Source organism: Bacillota bacterium (assembly GCA_040757085.1).
GTDB lineage: Bacteria > Bacillota > Sulfobacillia > JACIYH01 > JACIYH01 > JACIYH01.
Window position 1 is genome coordinate 80124 of record JBFLXJ010000023.1, and the last position, 22383, is coordinate 102506.

Annotated in this window: 18 protein-coding genes; all 18 read left to right on the forward strand. The window is 68.0% G+C overall.

Annotated features, from left to right (window positions below; genetic code table 11):
- The 18 genes from AB1446_08010 (at position 1) to AB1446_08095 (ending at position 22231) form a co-directional block, all read left to right on the forward strand.
- Positions 1-1647, forward strand: coding sequence for an efflux RND transporter periplasmic adaptor subunit (locus AB1446_08010; GenBank protein MEW6546843.1), 1647 nt, complete (start codon positions 1-3; stop codon positions 1645-1647).
- 1 nt (position 1648) lies between these two features.
- Positions 1649-3130 carry an ABC transporter permease gene (locus tag AB1446_08015; protein ID MEW6546844.1) on the forward strand — a complete coding sequence of 494 codons (1482 nt, stop codon included), beginning with the start codon at positions 1649-1651 and terminating at the stop codon, positions 3128-3130.
- 299 nt (positions 3131-3429) lie between these two features.
- Positions 3430-4584, forward strand: a complete 1155-nt coding sequence (locus AB1446_08020; protein MEW6546845.1) for a hypothetical protein — start codon at positions 3430-3432, stop codon at positions 4582-4584.
- 327 nt (positions 4585-4911) lie between these two features.
- Complete coding sequence (locus tag AB1446_08025) at positions 4912-5094, forward strand: hypothetical protein (GenBank protein MEW6546846.1); 183 nt, start codon at positions 4912-4914, stop codon at positions 5092-5094.
- A 61-nt stretch (positions 5095-5155) separates the two neighbouring features.
- Complete coding sequence (locus AB1446_08030; protein ID MEW6546847.1) at positions 5156-7036, forward strand: S-layer homology domain-containing protein; 1881 nt, start codon at positions 5156-5158, stop codon at positions 7034-7036.
- Between the two features lie 285 nt (positions 7037-7321).
- Complete coding sequence (locus AB1446_08035) at positions 7322-12115, forward strand: S8 family serine peptidase (protein ID MEW6546848.1); 4794 nt, start codon at positions 7322-7324, stop codon at positions 12113-12115.
- Positions 12112-12774 carry a fructose-6-phosphate aldolase gene (gene fsa, locus AB1446_08040; GenBank protein MEW6546849.1) on the forward strand — a complete coding sequence of 221 codons (663 nt, stop codon included), beginning with the start codon at positions 12112-12114 and terminating at the stop codon, positions 12772-12774. The genes AB1446_08035 and fsa overlap by 4 nt, the downstream gene beginning before the upstream one ends.
- 87 nt (positions 12775-12861) lie before the next feature.
- Positions 12862-13632 carry a helix-turn-helix domain-containing protein gene (locus tag AB1446_08045; protein MEW6546850.1) on the forward strand — a complete coding sequence of 257 codons (771 nt, stop codon included), beginning with the start codon at positions 12862-12864 and terminating at the stop codon, positions 13630-13632.
- A 62-nt stretch (positions 13633-13694) separates the two neighbouring features.
- On the forward strand, positions 13695-15059 hold the full coding sequence (locus AB1446_08050) for a radical SAM protein (protein MEW6546851.1): 1365 nt from the start codon (positions 13695-13697) through the stop codon (positions 15057-15059).
- Between the two features lie 195 nt (positions 15060-15254).
- Complete coding sequence (gene rpmE, locus AB1446_08055) at positions 15255-15533, forward strand: 50S ribosomal protein L31 (GenBank protein ID MEW6546852.1); 279 nt, start codon at positions 15255-15257, stop codon at positions 15531-15533.
- A 9-nt stretch (positions 15534-15542) separates the two neighbouring features.
- Positions 15543-16424, forward strand: a complete 882-nt coding sequence (locus AB1446_08060) for a DUF1385 domain-containing protein (protein MEW6546853.1) — start codon at positions 15543-15545, stop codon at positions 16422-16424.
- Positions 16405-17493: a peptide chain release factor 1 gene (gene prfA, locus AB1446_08065; protein ID MEW6546854.1), complete on the forward strand. Its 1089-nt coding sequence runs from the start codon at positions 16405-16407 to the stop codon at positions 17491-17493. The genes AB1446_08060 and prfA overlap by 20 nt, the downstream gene beginning before the upstream one ends.
- On the forward strand, positions 17490-18437 hold the full coding sequence (gene prmC, locus AB1446_08070) for a peptide chain release factor N(5)-glutamine methyltransferase (protein ID MEW6546855.1): 948 nt from the start codon (positions 17490-17492) through the stop codon (positions 18435-18437). The genes prfA and prmC overlap by 4 nt, the downstream gene beginning before the upstream one ends.
- A complete protein-coding gene (locus tag AB1446_08075; protein ID MEW6546856.1) occupies positions 18428-19555 on the forward strand; it encodes an L-threonylcarbamoyladenylate synthase in 1128 nt (375 codons plus the stop codon). Before prmC ends, AB1446_08075 begins: the two co-directional genes overlap by 10 nt.
- An 18-nt stretch (positions 19556-19573) precedes the next feature.
- Positions 19574-20665, forward strand: a complete 1092-nt coding sequence (locus AB1446_08080) for a hypothetical protein (GenBank protein ID MEW6546857.1) — start codon at positions 19574-19576, stop codon at positions 20663-20665.
- A 3-nt stretch (positions 20666-20668) separates the two neighbouring features.
- Positions 20669-21163, forward strand: a complete 495-nt coding sequence (locus tag AB1446_08085) for a low molecular weight protein arginine phosphatase (protein MEW6546858.1) — start codon at positions 20669-20671, stop codon at positions 21161-21163.
- A 35-nt stretch (positions 21164-21198) separates the two neighbouring features.
- Positions 21199-21660, forward strand: coding sequence for a ribose 5-phosphate isomerase B (gene rpiB / locus AB1446_08090; GenBank protein ID MEW6546859.1), 462 nt, complete (start codon positions 21199-21201; stop codon positions 21658-21660).
- Complete coding sequence (locus AB1446_08095; GenBank protein ID MEW6546860.1) at positions 21641-22231, forward strand: TIGR01440 family protein; 591 nt, start codon at positions 21641-21643, stop codon at positions 22229-22231. Before rpiB ends, AB1446_08095 begins: the two co-directional genes overlap by 20 nt.
- Positions 22232-22383: the final 152 nt, after the last annotated feature.

Genomic DNA, 22383 nt, shown 5'->3' on the forward strand with positions numbered 1-22383 from the left:
ATGTGGCGCCGGATCGTCGGCTGGGTAGTGGTGGCAGTCATCCTGGTGGGGGGCGGGACGTTTGCCTACAAGAAGCTCCTGCCCAAGCCGGAGGAGCCGGCGGGGCCGGTGTATGCCACCGCCAGGGTCAAGCGCGGCGACCTGAAGGTTACCGTGGAGGGAACGGGGCAGCTACAGCCCATCTTCCTGAGTGAGCTTACCGCGGCGGCCGACGGCACGCTCGTGTCCGTGGAGGTGCAGCGCGGCCAGCGGGTGGAGGCCGGCCAGCTGGTGGCCACGCTGCGCAACGACCAGATCGGGTATGAGTTGCAGGAACTCATGTTCCAGGTGGAGCAGGCGCGGTTGGAACTGGCGAGCGTCCTGGGGGTGCCGCCGGAGCAGGTAACCAGGGTGGACCCGAACCGGGGCGTGCAGATCTCGGCTCCCATCTCCGGGCGGGTGACCGAGCTCAGGCTGAAGAACGGGGACGCCGTTGAGGAAGGCGCCCTGGTGGCGCGCATCGTGGACGACGCCACCGTGGTGTCCATCGCCGAGGTGAACCCCGGTGACGTCAAATACATCAGCGTGGGTCAGAAAGCCCAGCTGTGGTTCGAGGAGTTCGCCGCTCCGGTGGAGGGGACGGTGACGGCGGTGGATGACACTCCGGTGCCCAAGGACAACTACCTGGTGTGCCGGGTCACCATTGAAGCGCAGAACAGGGGCCTGCTGAAGCCGGGGATGAAGTACCGCCTCACCATCCTGGCCGCGCGCGGCCCCATCGAGGTGGGCGAGCCCCAGACCATCGACCGCTACAAGGCCGAGGATGTGGTGCGCAGCTCAGCCAGGGGGACCGTCACCCGGGTGCACGTCAAGGATATGCAGCGCGTGGAAAAGGGCGACCCCATCGTCAGCCTGGGGGGCGAGAGCACCCGCCGCTACATCGAGCAGAAGCAGCTCGAGATCCGCCAGAAGGAGCTGCAGATCGCCCAGAAGGAGGACATCCGCAACAAGCTGGAGATCCGTTCCCCGATTGCGGGCACCGTGGCCTGGATCTGGGCCAACCCCGGTATGAAGGTCCAGGCGGGCCAGAGCATCGGTTCCATCTTCGACAACAGCCGCATGAACCTCAACATCATGATCGACGAGCTGGACGTGGTGAACGTAAAGGAGGGGCAGGAGGCGACCATCACCGTCGAGGCCCTTCCCGGCAGGAGCTGGAAGGCCAGGGTGTTGCGGGTGGACATGATGGGCCACACTGAGGGCGGCTTTGCCCAGTACGGCTGCTTCCTGGAGGTAGAGGGCACCGAGGAGCTCAAGCCGGGCATGACCGCCAACGTGAGCATCTTCGTGGACGAGAAGAAGGACGTCCTGCTCATCCCCATCGAGGCCGTATACGAAGAGGACGGCGAAGCCAGGGTGGATGTGCTCACCGAGAAGGGTCCGGAGAGCGTGCCGGTGAAGATCGGCCTGTGCAATGACCGGTGGGCCGAGGTGCTGGCAGGGCTGGAGGAGGGCCAGGTGGTGATCACGGGCAGCTCCCTGGAACGTCTCGGTCCCCAGAAGCCTCCCGAGCAGAAGGAGGGTCTGGTGCTCCCCGGTACCGGGAAGACCCCCGGCGGAAAGGCGCCGGGTACGAAGCCCGTCCCGCCGCCCGGAGGTGGCAGGTAGCATGTCCCTCCAGCAGTCGCGACATTCCCCCCGGCATCGCCCGTGGGCGGGCTTGCCGCAGGCCCTGTGGTCTTTTCTCACGGTGCGTTTGTTCCCCAGGGCTGTGTGGGCGGGGTTGTGGACCGGCTGGGTGCGGTTCGCCTTCAGCCTGGGCACGGCCGTCGATGGTCTGGCCAGCCACCGCCTGCGTTCGGCCATCGCCATGGTGGGAGTCACCATAGGGGTGGCCTCGGTGGTGAGCCTGGTGGCCATCGGCGAGGGTGCGCGCCTGGTCATCGTCCGCCAGTTCCAGAGCCTGGGCACCAACCTCATCAAGATCGAGAGTCATCACTGGCGGGCCGAATTGCGCCCCCAGGACGCCATCGAGCTGGAAGAACGCGTGCCCACCATCTCGGTGGCCATGCCGGTGGTGAAGGCCGATGCCGACGTCAAGTGGCGCCGGGTGCGAGCCCAGGTCAAGCTGCTGGGAGTGACCGAGGATTTCCCCTACCTGCGCGAGCACGCCATGGCGGCAGGGCACTTCTTCACCCACCTGCACGTGGCCAATCGCCTGCGGGTGGCGGTGGTGGGCTACAACCTGGTGGATGACCTGTTCCAGGGCCGCAATCCCGTGGGACAGCGCCTTTACATCGGGTACCAGCGGTTCACCGTGATCGGCGTGCTCGCCCCCAAGGGGGCGGGTATGGCCGACGACATCGACAACAAAATCGTCATCCCGGTGACCGCCGCGCAGCGGCTGACGCGGCAGTACAGGGTGAACGAGATCTGGTGCAAGGCCGTCAGCAAGGATACGGTGGACGCGGCGGTGGCGCAGATCAGCCGCATCTACCGCAAGAAGTTCGGCATCACCGACGAGCAGCCAGCCGAGGGCGAGGAGGGTCCCGGCCAGCCCGGCGTGTTGCCCGGGGCAATCATGAAGGGCGGCCGCGTGGTGATCGGTCGTCCCGTGGGGCCCTACGCGCCGCCGGTGCGCATGGAGGAGCCGCGGCCGCCCGGAGCGTCCGAGCGCGATCAGGGCCAGCAGCAGGAAGTGCCGCCCAGCGCCATCCTGTCGGTGACCAGCCTCAACGAACTCGTGCAGGAGGCGTCCAAGGCCAACCGGGTGATGACCCTCATGCTGGGTGCCATCGCCGGGGTGTCGCTGCTCGTGGGTGGTCTGGGCATCATGAACATCATGCTGGTGTCGGTCACCGAGCGCACGGCGGAAATTGGCCTGCGCAAGGCCCTGGGCGCACGGCGCAGCGACCTGATTCTGCAGTTTCTGCTGGAAGCGCTCCTGATCAGCGTGGTGGGCGGCCTGGTGGGGATCGCCACCGGGTGGTTGGGGACCGGGGTGATCGAGCGCTACGGCATCGAGACGGCCATGACCTGGACCGGCTCCTGGGCTGCCCTGGGGGCCGCCCTGCTGGTGGGCCTCATATTTGGCGTCTACCCGGCGTACCAGGCATCCGGCCTCTCCCCGGCGGAAGCCCTCCGCAAGTAGCCCGGGGCGCTGACCTCCCCGCCCCCGCCCGAATCACCGATGTGCCGGAGAAATTCCGGGGTGCTGTCCCGGAGTGAGGGGGGAGCGGGGTGCGTTGGTTTGTCCTGATAGGTGTGGCTGTGGGGCTTCTCGCCGGGCTGGTGGTGGCGGGGGCGGGTTGCGGCTGACCACTCCGCACGGGTGCGCTGCCCGGTCAGGGGCAGCAGGGTGATGATTCCGGGGCGCCGTGTGGGGGCGGTGCCGCCGAGCCCCCGCCGGCAGCTGTTGTGGAGGCGCCCGAACGCGTCGAACTTGAGGTTTTGTCCGAAGTGCCGTTTCCCGAAACGGCCAACGGGCTGGTGCTGTCGCCGCGCGGCGAGCATGTGGTTTTCTACCGGCCGGCGCTGGGGAACGTCCCGTCCCTGGCCCGGGTCGACGGGCGTGACGTGAGGGAACTCCCTAACCAGGGGAATGCGGGACGGGCGGCCTGGTCCCCCGACGGCGACTACATCGCGTACCTCAGCACCGACGATCACCAGCCGGGACGATGGATGGAGGTCCGCGTTTTCTCGGTCAGATCCGGCAAGGTGTTGGGCGCCATTGAACTGGAGCCCCGGGACGTGGGCCCCGCTGAAGGCGGGATCGTGCTCGACGACGCCCATCCGGCCTGGAGTCCGGACGGTAAGGATCTTTACTACCTGACGCTCGCGGGGCTGTACCGGGTAGACATGCGCGACCTGCGGCCTGGGGGCGGGTCCCGGCTTGTTCCGCAGCTGGTTACCTGTGCGGATGCGTTTCCCGGCCACATGCACTGGCTGGCGCGGGGACCGGTCGCCTGGGACGGCCAGGCGCAGCTTCTGGCCTTCTGTACATCCGACGGGGCCGCGCAGGGGCAGGTGACCTCCGGCCAGGCGGTTGCGGAGGACGACCGGTCGCAGGGGGTCCTGGGGACCGCGGGCGACGAGTTACAACCGGCGCTGTGGGTGGTCGACAGGGAGGGCGGGGCGGTCGTCAGGGTGCCACAGCCCGGCATCGCCGCCGACGGGTCGAGGGGCCACGAGGTTCTTGGCTGGTCGCCCGACGGCAAGAAGCTGGTCTGGGTTACTGCGCAGCCGGTGTCTCTGCCCGCGGTGGCCGCACCGCAGGCGTACCGGTTGTTTGTCCTGGACCTGGAGAGCGGCCGGGTGAGCGGGTACCTGAGCGCCGGTCTGGGTGATCGACCGGTGAGGCTCCAGGGGTGCTCGCCCGACGGGAAGCAAGTGGCCCTGCTGGTGTCGCCGGGTGCGGGCGAGGGATGGGAACTGTGGTTCCTGCTCGTGTCCACGGCGGGTGGCGAGGGGAGCGAACGTGCCGGCGCGGTTGTGCCCCGGAGGTGGGGCGGCGAGAAGCTGATGGAGGCGCATTGGCTGTCTCCCGACCGGTTACTGGGCCTGACGGCGGACTACCGGCTTCTTGTGCTCAAGCTTGGGCAATAAACGGGGTTTGGCCACGGTGCGAGGGGATTGCTGGCCCTTGATGGCGAATTATCCCATTAAGCACAGCGTGTCCTCTCCGGGCAGGCGTGGCGGAGAAGTGGGGCAACGGAGCGGGGGCAGCTGGCGCGCTCTATCCGTACCAACCTGGACGAACTGACCGGCAAGTGGGGCGTGCGGGTTCCCAACGTGGAGATCCGGGACGTGAAGAGGGCGCAGGCGGGCGGGCCGGGCGCGGGGGACGGGGGTGGGGGCCCGTCTGCTGACGCACAGTGAACCTGCCTTCAATACCTGGGGCGGAAGTTCTCCGTCCGGCGGAGGGGATGCGCTGTGGAGCCGGCAGTGCGCATGTTCATTGCGCTGGGAACTGTGCTGTTGCTTTGTGGGGTGGGTCGGCTCTTCATCCGCCGCCAGCGGCCGTATCTTGCCTTCTGCATTCTGGTCCAGGCGCTGTTCATCATAAGCCTGCCCATCTTGCTGAGGTTACCCCGGTGTGGGCCCCCACCCCCCTAAATCTCGGGTGGGCGGCGATTATTTATAGGGAAAGCGTCCCAGGCAGAAAGGAGGGGAAGCAATGAGATTCCGAATGCGCAGGTGGTTCCCCGGCAGGATGCTGGGGATGTTCCTCGTCCTGGTGCTGGCCGTCTCGGTGCTGGTGGGCACGCTTCCCGGCCGGGTGCTGGCCGGTGATGACGAACGGTTCGACGCGGGAGGCACGGTCACGGTGGCCGGCCGGCAGGGCATGCCGCCCGGACTGGCCAAGAAGCTGGCCCAGTGGCGCTTCGACGACGAGGACGAGGTCACCTGGGGTCACGAGTACATGGGCAAGATGCGGGCCAAGGGATTGATCAGGGGAGTGGGCGGCAACCGGTTCGCCCCCCGGGCTACGCTCACCTACGCAGAAGCCGTGACCATGGCCGTGCGCCTTATGGGCCTGGAAACTCAGGCCCAGGAGCGCACCACCGCCCAGCTCAGCTTCGCCAACGCCGCTCAGGTACGGGCCCAGGCCCCCTGGGCGCTGGGGTACCTGGACGTGGCGGCGCGGAACGGGCTGCTCGATCGGCTGCTTGACACCGGCCGGCAGTTCCAGGCTAACAAGCCTGCCACCCGACTTGACGTGGTGGTCCTGCTCGTGAAGGCCATGGGTCTGGAAGACGAGGCGCTGGCGAGCATGGATGCTGCCCTTAGCTTCAAGGATGCCCACCTGATCCCGGCCGACCTCGTGGGGTACGTTGCCGTGGCCCAGAGGTATGGCATCGTGGTGGGGGACAACGAGGGCAAGTTCCACCCCAAGAAGCCCGTGACCCGCCTAGAGATGGCAGCCCTGCTTGACCGGGCGGACTTCCGGCTCCCGCCGCGCTCGCCTTACCAGGTAGAGGGCAGGCTGGTGGCTGTCAGCGAGGACGATAGCACCGTCACCCTGGAGGTGTACCAGCGCTGGTGGCCGTGGCCGCCCTGGTGGCCCATCCGTCCGCCCTGGCCTCCCATCGGGCCCATGATGCAGGGCAGCGCTGAGATGAGCCCCGAGGTCAATGTGGACGCCCAGGGTAGCGTGAACGTGGTGCCTCCTGTCGACGGCCGGGTGGTGAGCCGTCAGGAGTATAAGGTCTCGCCGGACGCCCTCATCCTGCTCGACGGCAAAACGGCGGAGCTGGGTGATCTCCCCGCGGGAGCGTGGACCCGCCTGGTCGTGAACGCCGAGAAGGTAGCCGTGGTCGTAGAAGCCCGCAGCACCTGGCGTGTGCCGCCTCCCCCGCCCGTGGTGGCTGAGGTGGAGGGCACGGTAACCGCCCTGAACACGGCGGAGAAGACCATCACGGTGCGCACCGAGGAGCAGAACGAGATCACGCTGCGCCTGGCCGACCAGGTGAGGGTGCGTTACCGCGGTAAGGACGTGGGTCTGGAAGAGATCAAGGTGGGCGACAAGGTCCACCTGCGCCTGGAACACCACGTGGTGGCGCGTATCACCATCCAGGAGCGTGAGGAAAGCGAGGAACTGCAGGAGTTCGAGGGCACCATCTCGGCCATCACCACCTCCAGCGATGGGACCGTCACGCTGACCGTGTACGGGGATGATGACGACACCCTGGTGGCCCGGGTGGCGGCGAACGCGGTGATCACTTACGAAGGTGAGCCGTTGCCGGTGGAGGAGCTGCAGGTGGGCGACCGGGTCGAGCTGCGGCTGCAGGACGGCGTGGTCGTGGAGATCCAGGTCGAGGAGCGACCGGAGGCGACCCTCACCGCCCTGGTAGAATCGATCACATATGCCGACAACCGCTGGACGATCACCCTGAAGGATACGGCCGGGAACACCTTCACCTACCGCCTGTCGACCCGCGTCCAGGTGCGGCTGAACGGGCAATTGGTGGACGTCACTTCCCTGAGAGAGGGTGACCAGGTACAGGTGGCGGTAGCCGCCGGCCTGGTGTACAGCATCGACATCCTGTCACGGTAACAGCGGCTGCCAGCCCACCGGTCTCAAAAAGCCCGCTCCCGCCGGGTGGAAAGTGGCAGTCGCAAATGAGCGCCTGGCCTCCAGGGCAGGCGCTCTTGCTATTGTCTCGCAAGCGTTCCTGGCGGAGGGGACAGTCGTGCCCGGAGCGGAACTGTGATTGACTGTAGCAGCGTGCCGGCAAGGCTGTGTGGATGCGCGAGCAGGTTTGTCTCCGTCTGGTGCCGAAGTGATACGGGCCCGGTCCTTGATCCATGGTGCCAGGGGCCGGCGGTGGAGGGTTCTCGGATGCGTGGCCAGGTGCGCAGGGGAATCTCCCTGTTTGTGGTAGTACTGCTCATCGCTGGTGTGGTATATGCGGCCGCCCCGGGACAGGTCGCGCGGGCCGAACCGACAGGCAGTGGCAGGCCCGCCCGGCTCACCCAGGCGGTCGGGAGCGGTGAGACCTCCTGGCCTGCGTCCGCGCCGGTATTTGCGGATCTGGCCGGGCACTGGGCGGAACGGGATGTGACCTTGCTCTGGGCGCTGGGGGCGGTGGAAGCTGGGGCCGGGGGGCTTTTTCATCCCGACGTGCCCATAACCAGGGCGGAGTTCACCCGCATGCTGGTGCTCGCGCTGGGGGAGGCACCCCTGACGGAAAGGCTTCCGGTACCGTTCCTGGACGTGGAACCGGAGCGGCCCGACGCTGTGTACATATCGCATGCGGCCGAACTCGGGCTGGTCAAGGGGTACGGGGACGGCACCTTCCGCCCCGACGTGCCCATCACCAGGGCGGAGATGGCAGCCATCCTGGTGCGGGGGCTGGGAGACCGTCAGCCTGGCCGCGTGGGCAGCACAGGCTCAGGCGGTACGGGCCTGGCCCCCGCGGCGGGCGCGGGTGCGGGTGGGACCGGCGGAGCCGGGCTGCCCGATTTCCGGGATGCGGCTACCATTCCCTGGTGGGCGACGGCGTATGTGGCGGAGGGGGTGCGTCGGGGCCTGGTCGAGGGGTACGAAGACCAAACGTTCCGGCCGGCTGCCTTGACCTCGCGGGCCGAGGCGGCGGCCTTCATCGTGCGCACCCTGCACGCGCGGGCTACCGCCTTTGACTTCTTCGGGGTGCTGGCGCGGTCGGAAGCAGGGGCCCTGGACGTGAGCCTCGCAGGCGCAGGGGGGCTGGATAAAGGGGCGGTGAGACTGCGGCTGGCGCCGGGGGTGCAGGTTTTCCGCAACGGGGCCAGGGTCGGTCTGGCTTCTCTTCTTCCCGGTGACGAGGTGGGACTGATCCTGGATGAGCGAGGTCTGGTGTCGTTCGTCGATGCCCATCTGGTGACGGTGTGGGGGACGCTGCAGGCGGTGCGGCGTGCCGGAGAGGCGTATTTCCTTTCCCTGCACGGGGAGGGGGTACCCCTTCCGGTTTTGCCCGGCGCGCCCGTGTTCCGAAACGGCAGGGCCGCCGCCATGGGCGAGCTCCAGCCCGGCGACCAGGTGTACGCCCTGCGCCAGTGGACCTCCGGCTGGGTGCGGGCGTTGCTGGCGGTCAGGATTGACCTGTCTGGAGAACTGACCGCCCGGGAGGAGACAGCCGTAGTGGTGATACCCCGCCAGGCGCAGCCCCCGCCCGGCGAATCGGGAGTGGGGGAGCCCCGGCGGGTGGAAGTCTTCCCCCGGGCTGCGATCTTCCTGGATGGCAGGATCGCCAGCCTGGACGACCTGCGGCCGGGGGACGAGGTGGGGCTGGCCCGTGACGGGAAGGGCCGGGTGGTGTACCTGGAGGCGTGGCGAAACGTCCGCGATGAGTTCAAGGCGTCGCGGAGTGGCGGGCCGCCGGGCACGGTTACGGAGGTGGCGCAGGCCGACCGGACAGCGGTGCGTGCGGTGAAAGTGGCGCAGTCTGGCCGGGCAGAACCGGCCACGGTCGGAGTGCCGCGGTTGGGCCGGCCGGTGGGGCCGATGGCGGACGGGAAAGAAGAGGCCCGCGTGAGTCTGGATCTCACTGCGAAGGGGCAGGAAGCCATCCGGCTGGGAGAGTTCCTGGCGCAGTTCCCGGCCGGGCAGCGGCCGGATGGAAGGGGTATCACCATCGCCATCATCGACACGGGCATAGACCCGGCCCACCCCGACCTGCAGTCCTGTCCGGACGGGGCGCCCAAGCTGGTGGACTGGGTCGACTTTTCCGGGGAAGGACGGGTCGAGATTGCCGACGAGGCCCGGGGGACTGGCGATCGCCTGACCACGCCCCTGGGGGTATTTCGCCTGGGTGCCGTCCGTTCGGTGGGGGGTGTTTACCGCTGGGGATTTTTCCGCGAGGGCGGACTCGAGGCCGATGCGCCCCACGAGCAGGACCTCAACCGCAACGGCAACGGCGGGGACGTTTTCCCCGTCTTTGCCCTGGATACGGTGGTGGCGGGGCAGTACGACACGGTGGTGGTGGACACCGACCGGGATCAGGACCTGGGGGATGAGGTGCCCCTGGTTCCCCTGCGGGTGACCGCGTCGCGCGGCGAGTTGCCCCGGGTGGCCTGGTTCGGCCCCAGAGACCGGGGGGTCCCGTTCGTGCTGGCGGATCTGGACCCGGGTGGGCGCTGGGTTAGCCTGGGGTTCGACGGGCACGGTCACGGGACGCATGTGGCGGGCACGGCTGCCGCCTGGAATCCAGGGGGGCTCAAGGGGGCGGCGCCGGGTGCCCGGCTGATGGCGTTGAAGGCGCTCAGGTCGTCGGGAGACGGGTCCTGGAGCACCATCGCGCAGGCGATGGTATATGCCGCGGAGCACGGCGCTCAGGTGGTCGGCATCAGCGCCGGGGGCAAGGGGGACTCCAGTTGGGAAGGCTCCCCCGAGTCCGAGCTGATGGCCCAGTTGGCCGACCGCTATGGCGTAACCTTCGTGGTGGCGGCGGGCAACGACGGCCCCGGACTGGGTACGTCCAGCCCGCCCGGCGATGGTCGCACCACCCTCATCACGGGCGCATACATGTCCCCCGCCATGTGGGAGAAAGAGTTCGGTTACCGGGTTCCCGAGGAGGGCCTGTGGGACTTCAGCGGGGTGGGGCCGCGCGTGGATGGCACCCTGGCCCCCGAGGTGGTGGCGCCCGGGAGCGCCACCTCCTGCGTGCCGCGCTGGCTGGTACCGGGGGGATACCAGCCCATGGACGGGACCAGCGTGGCGGTGCCGTACCTGGCCGGGATGCTGGCCCTGTTGCGGCAGGCAGCCGACGCCGCCGGCTACCAGGTGGATGCCGCCGGCTGGCGGCAGGCCGTTATGGCGGGGGCGCGGCCCCTGCCCAGGTACACCCTGGTGGAGCAGGGGTACGGGCTGGTGGACGCCGTGGGCACCTGGCGTGAGTTGCAACGCCTGGCGGGGCCGGGATCGCCTGCTGTGCGGGTTTCCGCCTACCTGGATCCGGGGGTGTGCTTGCGGCCCGACGTCCCCGGGTACGCCGAGGTGGAGAGCGGGGTGTACGCGCGGCAGATGCGGCCCGGGCGGGTGGAGGCCACCGCCGTCAACGAGGGCGAGCATGCCGTCGCCCTTGATCTGGTGAGCGACGCCGACTGGGTGTGGCCGACCCGGCAGCGCCTGTTCCTGCACCCCCTCGAGGGCCGTAGCTTCGGTGTGGAATACCGCATCCCCGGTAGCCCCGGTCTGTATACGGCCCAGCTGCGCGGTCGGGACGGCTCCCGGGACCGCTTCGCGTTCCTCTCCACGCTGGTGGTGCCGGAGTACCTGGGCCTGGACGAAGAAGGCAATCCGGCTCCTTTGCGCCGCTACCAGTCTGGGTCACTGGCGCCGGCCAGGTGGCAGCGCTACTTCTTTCGCATACCCGCCGGTGCTGCTTCCCTGCGCCTGACGGTGGCCGTTCCGCGCGGGGATTGGGGATACCGGGGGCGGGTGCGCCTCCACGTCTACCGGCCTGACGGCGGCCGCCAGGCGGTGACCGGCTACGTGGGTGCCGGTGCTTCGGGAGCTCAGGCCCGGATAGAGGTGCCATTCCCCCAGCCTGGGGTGTGGGAGGTAGTGGTTCAGAGTGCGCCCTCGCTATCGTACTACGGTCTGGACCGCAGCCTGTACTCCCTGGAGGTTGACCTGCAGGCGGTGCTGGTAACCCCCGCGGAATTGCGGGTCTGGGTACCGCCCGGACCCGAGACCGAGGTGAGGGTGCCCGTACAGGCCGTGAACGAGTACGACTTTTTCACTGGATGCCTGCGCGGGATGGGACTGGCGCGGGCCGGGGCGGCTACCGAGGAGAGGCAGACCACCACCCTCACTGCCACCCGCAGTGAGCCGGCGGTATTTCAGTTACCGATCGTCCCCGATGACGCCGTGGAGATGTGGTTGCAGTTGTGCGACGTGGTGCCCTCCGGTGCGGATCTTAACCTGTACCTCTACCGTCGGAATCCTGCTTCGGGAGAATGGGAAGAGATGGCGCGGTCCACGTGGCCCGGGCTGGGTGAGGAACGCATCACGCTGTCCTTCCCCCCTCCGGGGGAGTATGTAGCCTACGTGGAAGTGGAGGGAACAGCTGACCCGGTCAATGCCCGGCTCTGTTACGGGTTTCTCACCGATCAGGGACAGGTTACGGTAGAAGACGAGCCCGCCGGGCGAGAGCTGGGCCGGCAATGGTCGGCCACGCTCGTGCTGCGAGTTCCCGCCCAGGAGGGGTTCTACGCTGGCCGGCTGGTGGTGTACGACACCGTGGCCGGGCGCAGCCTGGGTGGCGTTCCCGTGATCGTCCAGCGGGGTTACCCCCAGGTCATTGCGCAGGTTGTACCCGGCCTCATCCCGAGCACGGGCGGCAGGGTGGCCCTGCACGTTCGCGAAGCGGCGGAGATGGGTAAGGTAGAACTCAGGGCCCTGGTGAACGGCCGCGTATACCAGGTGACGGACGGGGAGGTGCTGGTGCCCGTCTTTCCGGAAGGCGAGATGGTGCCGCTGGACATAAGGCTGGAGAGTTGCTCCTACGCCCTCTGGGAGGGACGCACCGTAATCCCCGTGGCGGCACCCGGCTACCGCATGACTGCAGAGCCTTCCCGGGGTGGCGTCCTGTGGGACCGCCACCACCTTATCTTGCAGGAACTGCTTAGCGGAGGGAGCGAAGGCGAATGAGACTGTTCCTGGACACGGCAGACGTGGATGAAATCAGGAAGGGCGTGGAACTGGGGGTCGTTTCGGGGGTCACCACCAACCCTACTCTGGTGGCACGGGTGAAGCGGCCCCTGCCGGAGGTGGTGAAGGAGATATGCGCCCTGGTCCCCGGCCCCGTATCCGCCGAGGTCCTGGCCCGGGACACCCGGGGCATGGTGGAGGAGGCCCGGCACCTGGCATCCCTGGCTGCCAACGTGGTGGTCAAGATCCCCATAACCGAAGACGGGTTGCGGGCGGTGAAGATCCTGTCCGGAGAGGGCATCGCCACCAACGTTACCCTGGTATTCTCGCCCAACCAGGCCCTGCTGGCCGCCCTGGCCGGTGCCACCTACGTGAGCCCCTTCGTGGGAAGGCTCGATGACGTGGGCGCCGACGGGATGGACGTGGTCCGCACCACCGTTGCCATATTCCGGCAGTACGGTTTTCCCACGCAGGTGATCGCCGCCAGCATCCGGCATCCCATGCACGTGGTGGCAGCGGCCCAGGCGGGGGCTCCCATCGCCACCGTCCCCTATGCCGTCCTGATGCAAATGCTGCGCCACCCCCTGACCGACGTGGGCATTGAGCGTTTCCTGGCCGACTGGGCCAGGGCCCAGGCCGCGCTCGCCCCCTCCTGCTGACGGTGCCCCCGCGGCACTGGAGAAGCGTTGACGGCGTCGGGAGTGGGATGGTAACATCGTGAACAGAGAGACATGAGGAGAGGTACCGTGGAGCACAGCGGAGGCGGATCGCTTACCGCGCGACAGGCAGAGTTTCTCGAGGTCGTACACGATCTCTCCCGCCACGGGGAGGGGGTTCACTACAGCGAGGTGGCAGCCCGTCTCGGGGTCAGCCGCTGGACGGCGTACGACATTCTTTCTTCCCTGGCCCAGAAGGGGTTTCTGCGGGTGGAGAGGGAGCAGCGTCCCGAACCTTCGCTGGTGGGCAGGTGCCGGGTGTTGTTCAGGCCCGTGTCCGGCTCGGCCGGTACGGGTGCTGCCGGGAGGGGTGACCGGGTGGACGAGCCCGCACCATCGGACGATGGAGCCGAAATAGGGGAGTGGTGGGAGGAGCGCCTGCACCGCTTGCAGCGGGACATCCGGGAGAGGGGCGTCTGGACCGTGCTGCAGGAGGTGGTGGGCGAACTCGCCCGGGCCAGGAAGCCCGCCATGTTCTGCGCTGTGCTCACCCTGGCGTTGTTGCTGGCCCTGCGGGCGGTGGTGCGAGGGGTAGAAGCGTCCAGTGCCCTGAGTTCCCTCCTTGCCTGGCTCATGGGAGCCGATGCCGGGCTCACTGTCTTTGCGGGGGCGCTGGCGGGGTTGCTCCTGCAGCATGGTTTGCCCCGCGATCTGCATAGACAGTTAGTAGACAGGTTGCCTGTGTTTGAGCAGGAGGTGAGCTCCCTGGGGCAGCAGGGGAAAGAAAACCTGCGTCACTTCACCCTGACTGCTATCCGGGAGGTCTGGGGTCAGGATTTCTCTGGTGAGTTATCGGCATAGGTTATTTTTTTCCAGCGTTTTTGGGTTTCTTGTGATAACGGGGTTTCTTGGGGGTGAGCAGGATGAGCGTGATCGAATCCACCACCCGGGTGGCAGGACGGTTGGGAGTTACCCTGCTGGTGGGCTACCTGTGCCGTGATCCGGAACAAAATGTCGCCCGGCTGGTGAGCCTCCTTAAGCGGCTGGCACCCGGCGCCCATGACCGTCATACCATAGACGTCCTGGTATCGCGCATCATGTCCGATCCCCGCGCCCGTCGGCGGTTGCGGGAACTGGAGCGCAATCCCCGTTTTCTGCAGCGATGGATCTGTAACTGGGTGCTGGACACCATGTTCGTGGGGAACCGGCTGCGCCAACGAATGAGCAAGCGTCTCGGGGTTCACCTCCCCCAGTTCATGCTCATCGATCCCACCGAGGCCTGCAACCTTCGCTGCCAGGGATGCTGGGCGGGTGAGTACCAGCCCCGCACCATGCCTCTTGAAACCCTCGACCGCATCCTCAATGAGGGGAAGCGGTTGGGGATGCACTGGATCGTTATGTCGGGCGGAGAACCATTCGCCTACAAGCACATTTTGGACGTTTTCCGCAAGCACCCGGATATCTCGTTCATGGTGTACACCAACGGGACCCTGATCGACGACCGGGTGGCGGATGTGCTCGCCGAGGCAGGCAACGTCTCTCCCTGCTTCAGCCTGGAAGGGTGGCGGGACACCACCGATGCTCGTCGCGGCCCCGGCGTGTTCGACAAGGTGATGGCGGCCATGGACCGCCTGCGGCAACGCGGGGTTCTGTTCGGGGCATCCTTCACGGTGACCAGGGAAAACGTGGAGGAGCTGTTCGCCGACGAGTTCATAGACTTCCTCATTGACAAAGGTGTGGTGTATTGCTGGAGCTTCCACTACGTGCCGGTGGGACGCGACCCGGACCCCGGCCTGATGATCACGCCCGAGCAGCGGGAGTGGCTGGCCCACCGCGTCCCCGAAATCCGCGGCTCCAAGCCCATCCTGCTGGCCGATTTCTGGAACGACGGTCACATTACCGGCGGCTGCATCGCCGGAGGCAGGTATTACTTCATAAACGCCGCCGGCGAGGTCGAGCCGTGTGCCTTCGCCCACTTTGCGGTGGACAACATCATGGACAAACCCCTCGTGGAAGTGCTCAGGTCGCCCATCTTCCTGGCATACCAGAAGCGCCAGCCCTTCAACGACACCCACTGGGCGCCCTGTCCCATCATAGACGCCCCCGCAGCGCTGCGGGACATCGTGGCGGAAAGCGGTGCCCATCCCACCCACCCCGGGGCCGAATCCATCCTGGGAGGCGATATCGCCCGTCACCTGGACCAGCGCGCCCAGGAGTGGCTCTCCCGTGCCCGCCGCATGGAGGCCGAGCGGGCCGCCGCGGCCGCCCGTGCCCGCCGCGCCGGCTAACGCCGCATCTGCCCGCCCTGCCCCCGCGCATTGAAGGCAGGGCCGGCGCTGTGCTATAATTCGAGTGTCCCGCAGCCTGCGGGCCTATTTGTGTGTCTGCCCGCGTGTCACGCGCAGCCGGCGGGTGTGTCGCTGACGGCGAGGCCTGTGCCGCAGGCGGCGGGTATGTGCGGACACGGCAGAAAGAGGTGCGGCATGAAGCCCAAGATTCATCCGGAATATCATATGGCCACCATCACCTGTGCCTGTGGTGCCGTATACCATGTGGGCTCCACCAAGAAGAGCGTGAGGGTGGAGGTGTGCTCCAAGTGCCACCCCTTCTTCACGGGGGTCCACAAGCTGGTGGATACCGGCGGCCGGGTAGAGCGGTTCTTGCGCAAGTACGGGAAGACCGAGGACCGGGCCGGGAAGACGGAGGCCGAGGAGACGGGAACCCGGATCGGGGATACTCCGGAGAAGGTGGAGGCCAAGTAGGGGAGACCCTTGGAAAGGGCAACCTACGGCGGTCAGGCGGTCATCGAAGGTGTGATGATGCGGGGCCCGGGGCGGATAGCCGTGGCCCTGCGCCGTCCTGACGGGAAAGTGGGAGTCATCACTCAGGAGTTCGCGGGCTGGGCCCGCGGTCGTCCCTACCTGAAGTGGCCCATCATCCGGGGTGCAGTTGCCCTGGGGGAGGCCCTGGTACTGGGGGTGTCGTCCCTGCTCCTTTCCGCCCGCGAAGCTGCCGAGGCGGAGGGCCAGAGGGTGGGCAAGGCGGAGATGGCGGGGACGCTGGCCCTGAGCGTGGTGCTGGCAGTGGTACTGTTCATCCTGGTGCCCACGTGGGTGGTGGCGCCCCTGGGACGGGCGGCGGCCCAACCCTGGCTGCTGAACCTGGGCGAGGGCCTGGTTCGGGTGCTCATCCTGATTGGGTACGTGGCCGCCATCTCGCGCATCCGGGAGATCCGGCGCGTGCTGGAGTACCATGGCGCCGAGCACAAGGTGATATGGGCCTACGAGTCGGGTGGCCCGCTGACGGTAGAATGGGCCCGGCTGCAGCCCCGGCTCCACCCCCGTTGCGGTACCGCATTCCTGCTGGTGGCGGCCGCGGTCAGCATCCTTTGCTTTGCCTTCCTGGGCTGGCCGGGGTTGTTCTGGCGGGTGACCTCGCGCCTGGCCCTGCTACCGCTGGTGGCGGGCGTGGCGTATGAGGGGATCAGGTTCTCGGCCCGCCCGGGCGTCCTGGCCCGCGTTCTGGCCCGGCCGGGGATGTGGCTGCAGGGCTTCACCACCAGGGAGCCGGACGACAGTCAGATTGAGGTCGCCATCTGCGCACTCGAGGCCGTGCTGGACCGGGGGGACGGCGATGGCACGCTGGCAAGATAAGCTTGCATCTGTGGAAGAAAGATATCGAGAACTGGAGGCCATGCTGGCCGACCCGGAGGTAATTCGCCGGGGCGACTGGCAGGAGGTGGCCCGGGAACGGGCGCGCCTGGAGCCCCTGGTGGAAAAGTACCGGGAGTACCGCCGGGTCGAGGAAGAGCGGGCGGGATTGCATGAACTCCTGCGCACCGAGTCGGACCCCGAACTGCGCCAGCTCGCCCAGGCAGAACTGGAAGAACTCAACGAGCGGCAGGAGGAACTGGACCGGCAGATCCGCATCCTGCTTCTGCCCCGTGATCCCAACGATGAGCGCAACGTGGTGATGGAGATCCGCGCCGGCACCGGGGGAGAGGAAGCCGCCCTCTTCGCCGCCGATCTCTACCGCATGTACACCCGTTACGCAGAGGCCAAGGGATGGCGAACCGAAGTGCTCAGCGCCAACCCCACCGACCTGGGTGGTTTCAAAGAAGTGGTATTCGCGGTAGAGGGAAACGGCGCGTACAGCCGGCTCAAGTACGAGAGCGGCGTGCACCGGGTCCAGCGCATCCCCGTGACCGAGGCGGGCGGGCGCATCCACACCTCGACGGCCACCGTGGCCGTCCTGCCCGAGGCGGAAGAGGTGGATGTGGAGATAAACCCCGAAGACCTGCACATCGACACCTTCTGTGCCGGCGGGCCGGGCGGCCAGCACGTGAACAAGACCGAGTCGGCCGTGCGCATCATCCACCGGCCCACCGGGATCATGGTGACGTGCCAGGACGAGCGTTCCCAGCACAAGAATCGGGAGAAAGCCATGCGCGTCCTGCGGGCGCGCCTCAAGGAATTCTACCGCCAGCAGCAGGAGGACGCAGTAGATGAGGAGAGGCGGGCCCAGGTGGGGACGGGGGAACGGTCAGAGCGCATCCGCACCTACAACTTCCCCCAGGGCCGGGTTTCCGACCATCGCATCGGACTCACCCTTTACCGCCTTGGGAGCATCCTGGAGGGAGACCTGGACGAGATCATCGATGCCCTCATCGCCCATTACCAGGCCGAGCGCTTGCGGGGAGAAGAGGCGGTGGCCGGGCGGTGACCGCGTGGTGCGTCCGGGAGGTCCTGGCCTGGGCTACCCGGTGGCTGGAACGGTGCGGGGTGGCCGGCGCCGCCACGGATGCCGCCATCCTGCTCGGCGAGGTCCTGGGCACGGACAGGGCCGGAGTGTACGCGCAGGGGGACAGGGAGGTTACTCCCGAGCAACTGAGAGCCTTCTGGAGGCTGGTGAGGAGGCGGGCGCGGCGGGAGCCCCTTGCTTACATAACGGGGCGGCGCGACTTCATGTCCCTCGGCTTCCTCGTCGACAGGCGGGTCCTCATCCCGCGCCCGGAAACGGAAATCCTGATAGAAGAAGCCCTGGCTCGTTTGCGCGGGTACGCGGCCGGCCCGGCCAGCAGGTGTGGTGGCGCCGGCGGGGGGACTGCCGATGGCGCGGGCGGGGGGACGGTGCGGGTGGCGGATGTGGGCACGGGAAGCGGGGCAATCGCCGTTTCCCTGGCTTACTATCTGCCCGGGTGCCGGGTGGTGGCATCGGACGTGTCGCCCGGGGCGCTGGAGGTGGCGCGGGAAAACGCCCGCCGTCACGGTGTGGCCGGGCGGGTGACGTTTGTGGAGGGCGATGGGCCGGAGCCCCTGCGTCCCTGGGCGCCATATGCGGCCATCCTGTGTAACCCTCCATACGTCGGCGAGGGGGAGGAGGTTGACCCCGAGGTCCGCTACGAACCCCGGGAGGCGTGGTTCGCCGGGCCCGATCCTCTGGACCCTTACCGGAAGTTGGTTGCCGCGGTGGAACTTCTTGAACCGGGGGGTTTTCTGGCGGTGGAAGTGGGGGCGGGGCGGGCCCCGGCGGTGGTGGAGGTCTTCGCCCGGTACCTGGTCGACATGGCGGTGCGAGAAGACCTGGCCGGGATTCCCCGCGTGGTGGTGGGTCACGCGCCGGTTCACCCCCGGGGACGGGAATGTGCAAGCGGGGGATGTCCGTGAACACGGAAGTCGTGAAAGTCGACCCCCGGCAGCCCGACCGCACGCTGGTTGCCCGCGCGGCGCGGGTGATCAGGCACGGAGGCCTGGTGGCCTTCCCGACTGAAACCGTCTACGGCCTGGGTGCCGACGGGCTCAATCCCGAGGCGGCGAAGAAGCTATTTTTGGTCAAGGGACGCCCGCAGGACAACCCCTTCATCCTGCACGTGGCGTCGGTGGAGCAGGCCTGGGCCCTGGTGGACTGGGGCACCGGCGACCGTGTCCGCGCCGGCGGCAGTGAGCGGGCGGCGCGGGCGGTCGGGGAGGCAGTAAGAGAGGGGGCAGTGGCGGTGGGGGAGGCGGCGGCTGAGCTGGCCGGACGCTTCTGGCCGGGTCCCCTCACCCTGGTGTTGCCGGCGGCCGGGCGGGTCCCCCGCGAGGTAACCGCCGGGCTGGATACGGTGGCCATCCGCATGCCCGACCATCCCGTGGCCCTCGCCCTCATCCAGGAGGCGGGGTGCCCCCTGGCGGGTCCCTCTGCCAACATTTCCGGGCGGCCCAGCCCCACCACGGCGGACCACGTGCTGGAGGACCTGGGGGGCCGCATCGAGATGATCCTGGATGCCGGCCCCACCGGGGTGGGAGTGGAATCCACCGTGCTGGACCTCACTCGCCATCCTCCCGTCATCCTGCGTCCGGGAGGGGTGACGGCGGAGATGCTGGTGGAGGTACTGGGTGAAGTGAGGGACTTGACCCCGGGCGAAATCGGGACCGGGCCGGCCCCCTCGCCCGGCACCAAGTACCGGCACTATGCTCCCCGGGTGCCCCTGTTGCTGGCGGCAGAGTTGCCGCCGGCAGGACTTGCCCGTCTGCTGGCCGAAGGAAAACGGCTGGAGGAAGCCGGCCGCCGGGTGGGGGTGCTGGTGGCCGAGGAGGAAGCCCCGCTCATTCCCGCCTCCTGGCAGGTGCGTGTGGTGGGCAGCCGGAGCCGCCCCCGGGAGATTGCGGCCCGCCTGTTCGGTGCCATGCGGGACCTGGAAAGGCTGGGGGTGGACGTCATCCTCGCCTTGCCTTATGCTGAGGAGGGATTAGGGCGGGCGATCATGAACCGTCTCCGTAAGGCATCCTCGGGGCCGCTGTAGAAAAGGGGAAGGACACGGATGGAAGGGTTGCCTGACTGGTTGCAGGAACTGATGCAGTTGCCCGAAGATGAAGCCCGGCGGACCGTGGGCGCCCTGGCCGCGGAGAAGACGCCGGAGTCGGCGCAGCGCCTGCGCCTGGTGGAAGAGGCGGGTCCTCCGGCCCTGCGCAAGGAGGCCCGGCGGGCCCTCTACCGGCTGCGGGCGGCGGGGGTGGAAATTCCTCCGCCCAAGCCGGCGCTGGCTGCTACCGGTCCCACGCGGGCGCTGATCTCCTGGGTTGACCGCGACGGCTACAAGATGGTGGTCTGCTTGGTCGACCGCCCCTCGGGCGGGGCCCGGTTTACGAGGGTGCTACTGGGTGACGAGGGGATCGTGCAGGCCGAGCTCACCGAGATGAGTCCGGGTCAACTGAAGCGGGTGATGAGGGACCTGGCGGGGCCGGAACTGCGCATGGTGGAATGCCCGGTACCTTACGCTCAACGTGCGGTTGCTGAGGCCGCCTCGCGCGGGATGCCGGATGATCCCGGGGAGCGGGGGGTGGCGGAGGCGGTGGTGCGCACCGTGGGGCGGCCGGCGGAGGAGGTGCCTCACCCCGCCTACGGGGTGCTGGATCCCCTGGCCATCAAGTGGGATCCTGACCTCCTGCCCAGTACCCCGCGGTTGCTTGAGACGGAGGAGATCGGGAGCTGGGTGCTGCCGCCTGACCGGGTTGCCCGGTGGGTGGAACGCCATGAGGAGATGGCGTCCAGCCCCCTGATCGTCGACCCGGCCACGGCGCGCGCGCGGTATCGTCAGCTTCTGGGCGAGGCCGTCCGCGAGCTTTTCCCGCCCGAAAGCCTGTCCTCCTGGCGTCGGCGGCTTGAGGACATGGCATACTACTTCTACCGGCGCAAAGAGGAGCGCAACGCCAGGCTGGCCCTGGCGGCCGCCCTGGCATTGGGAGCGGGTCAGGATAAGGCTGCGGACGGGCCGGGCCCCGGGGAGGCCGCCTCCGCGGAGATCGACAGCCACCCCTTCCTGCTGGCCCTGGTGGAAAAGAGCCTGCAGGCGGCCAGCCGGCACCGGGAAACGGGTGAGGAGCGCGGGCGTATCATTGTCCCCCGGAGGTGAACGATGGCCACGGCGGGCAAAGTGCTGTTCGTGTGCGCCGGGAACACCTGCCGCAGCCCCATGGCGGCGGCCCTGTTCCGGCGTCTGATCAGCGAGGAATGGTCCGACCAACTGGGTGGTCTGGAGGTCCTTTCGGCGGGGATATCGGCCCTGGACGGCGAGCCCGCCTCGCGGCAGGCAATTTCCGTGATGGCCAGGCGGGGGCTGGATCTCACTTCCCACCGGTCGAGGAGGCTTCTCCCGGAGATGGTGCGGGAGGCTACCTGGGTGCTGACCATGACCGGGGCACAGCGTTCCGAGGTGCTCAGGCTGGTCCCGGAAGCCCGCGACCGTGTTTTCGTGCTGAAGTACTTCCCCCCCGGCGAGGGGGAGCCCGGCCCCGAGCACGACGTGGACGATCCCGTAGGGGGACCGGAAGAGGTTTACGAAGACGTGGCGCAGGAACTGGAACAGGCCCTGCGGCGGGTAGCCGGGTACCTGGCCGAGCAGGATTGCTGACTGCTGGCGGCGCGGGAGAGGTGAGGGGTTTGCGGGTGGCGGTCGGTGCTGACCACGGCGGTTTCCCGCTCAAGGGAGTGCTGATCGAGGTACTGCGCGGCGAGGGTGCCGAGATCCTGGACTTCGGCACCGACTCACCGGCGGCGTGCGATTACCCCGACCTGGCCCTCCCGGTGGCGCGGGCGGTGGGGGAGGGACGGGCCGACTGGGGTCTCCTCATATGCGGTACCGGCATCGGTATGTCCATGGTGGCCAATAAGGTTCCGGGCGTGCGGGCCGCTCTCTGTCATGACCCCTACTCGGCACGCATGGCACGCGAGCACAACGACGCCAACGTGCTTTGCCTGGGGGCCCGCGTGATAGGCCCCGGCCTGGCTGAAGAGGTTTTGCGCGCGTTCATCAGGGCGCGATTCGCGGGCGGCAGGCACGCCCGCCGGGTGGACAAGATCCGGGCCTGGGAAGCTGGGGGGCGAGCTGGTGGCCAACGAGGGGATTGAGGTCGAGGCGATCCGGGAGAGCGTGGCGCAGGCCACCCTGGGGCTGATCGAGGTGGCGGGGCTGAAGCCGGGGTCGCTGCTGGTGGTGGGATGCAGCACCAGCGAGGTGCTGGGATACCGCATCGGCAAGGCCTCCAGCCTGGAGGTGGGGCAGGTGGTCGCCAGTACCTTGCTCGAGATCCTGTCTCCCCGCGGGATATACCTGGCTGCCCAGGGTTGCGAGCACATAAACCGGGCCCTGGTGGTGGAAAGAGAATATCAGGAACGTCATGACCTGGAAGAGGTCACGGTGTGGCCGGTGCCGCGGGCGGGCGGGGCGTTTGCCAGCGCCGCCATCGATCTGTACCGCGACCCTGTAATGGTGCGGGCCGTACAGGCCCAGGCCGGGATGGATATCGGGCACACCCTCATCGGGATGCACATAAAGCCCGTCGCGGTGCCGGTGCGGTTGGCCGTCACCCACGTGGGGAAGGCCTGCCTGGTGCTGGCTCGCAGCCGGCCTCCCCTCGTGGGAGGAGAACGGGCTGTCTACCGTCGTCCGGGGGCGCCCCCGCCCCCTCCCGAGAAGTAGGGACCGCTCGCCGGGCGGGAACCGGACGGTCAGCAAAGGAGTCTTTTTATGTTGAGCGGCTTGGTGAGGAGTGATCCGTTGACGGAACAGGAAGGGGAAGTCCCCTCCGGCCGCGAAGATATGGGCCCGGACAAGCCTGGCGGCACGCCGGA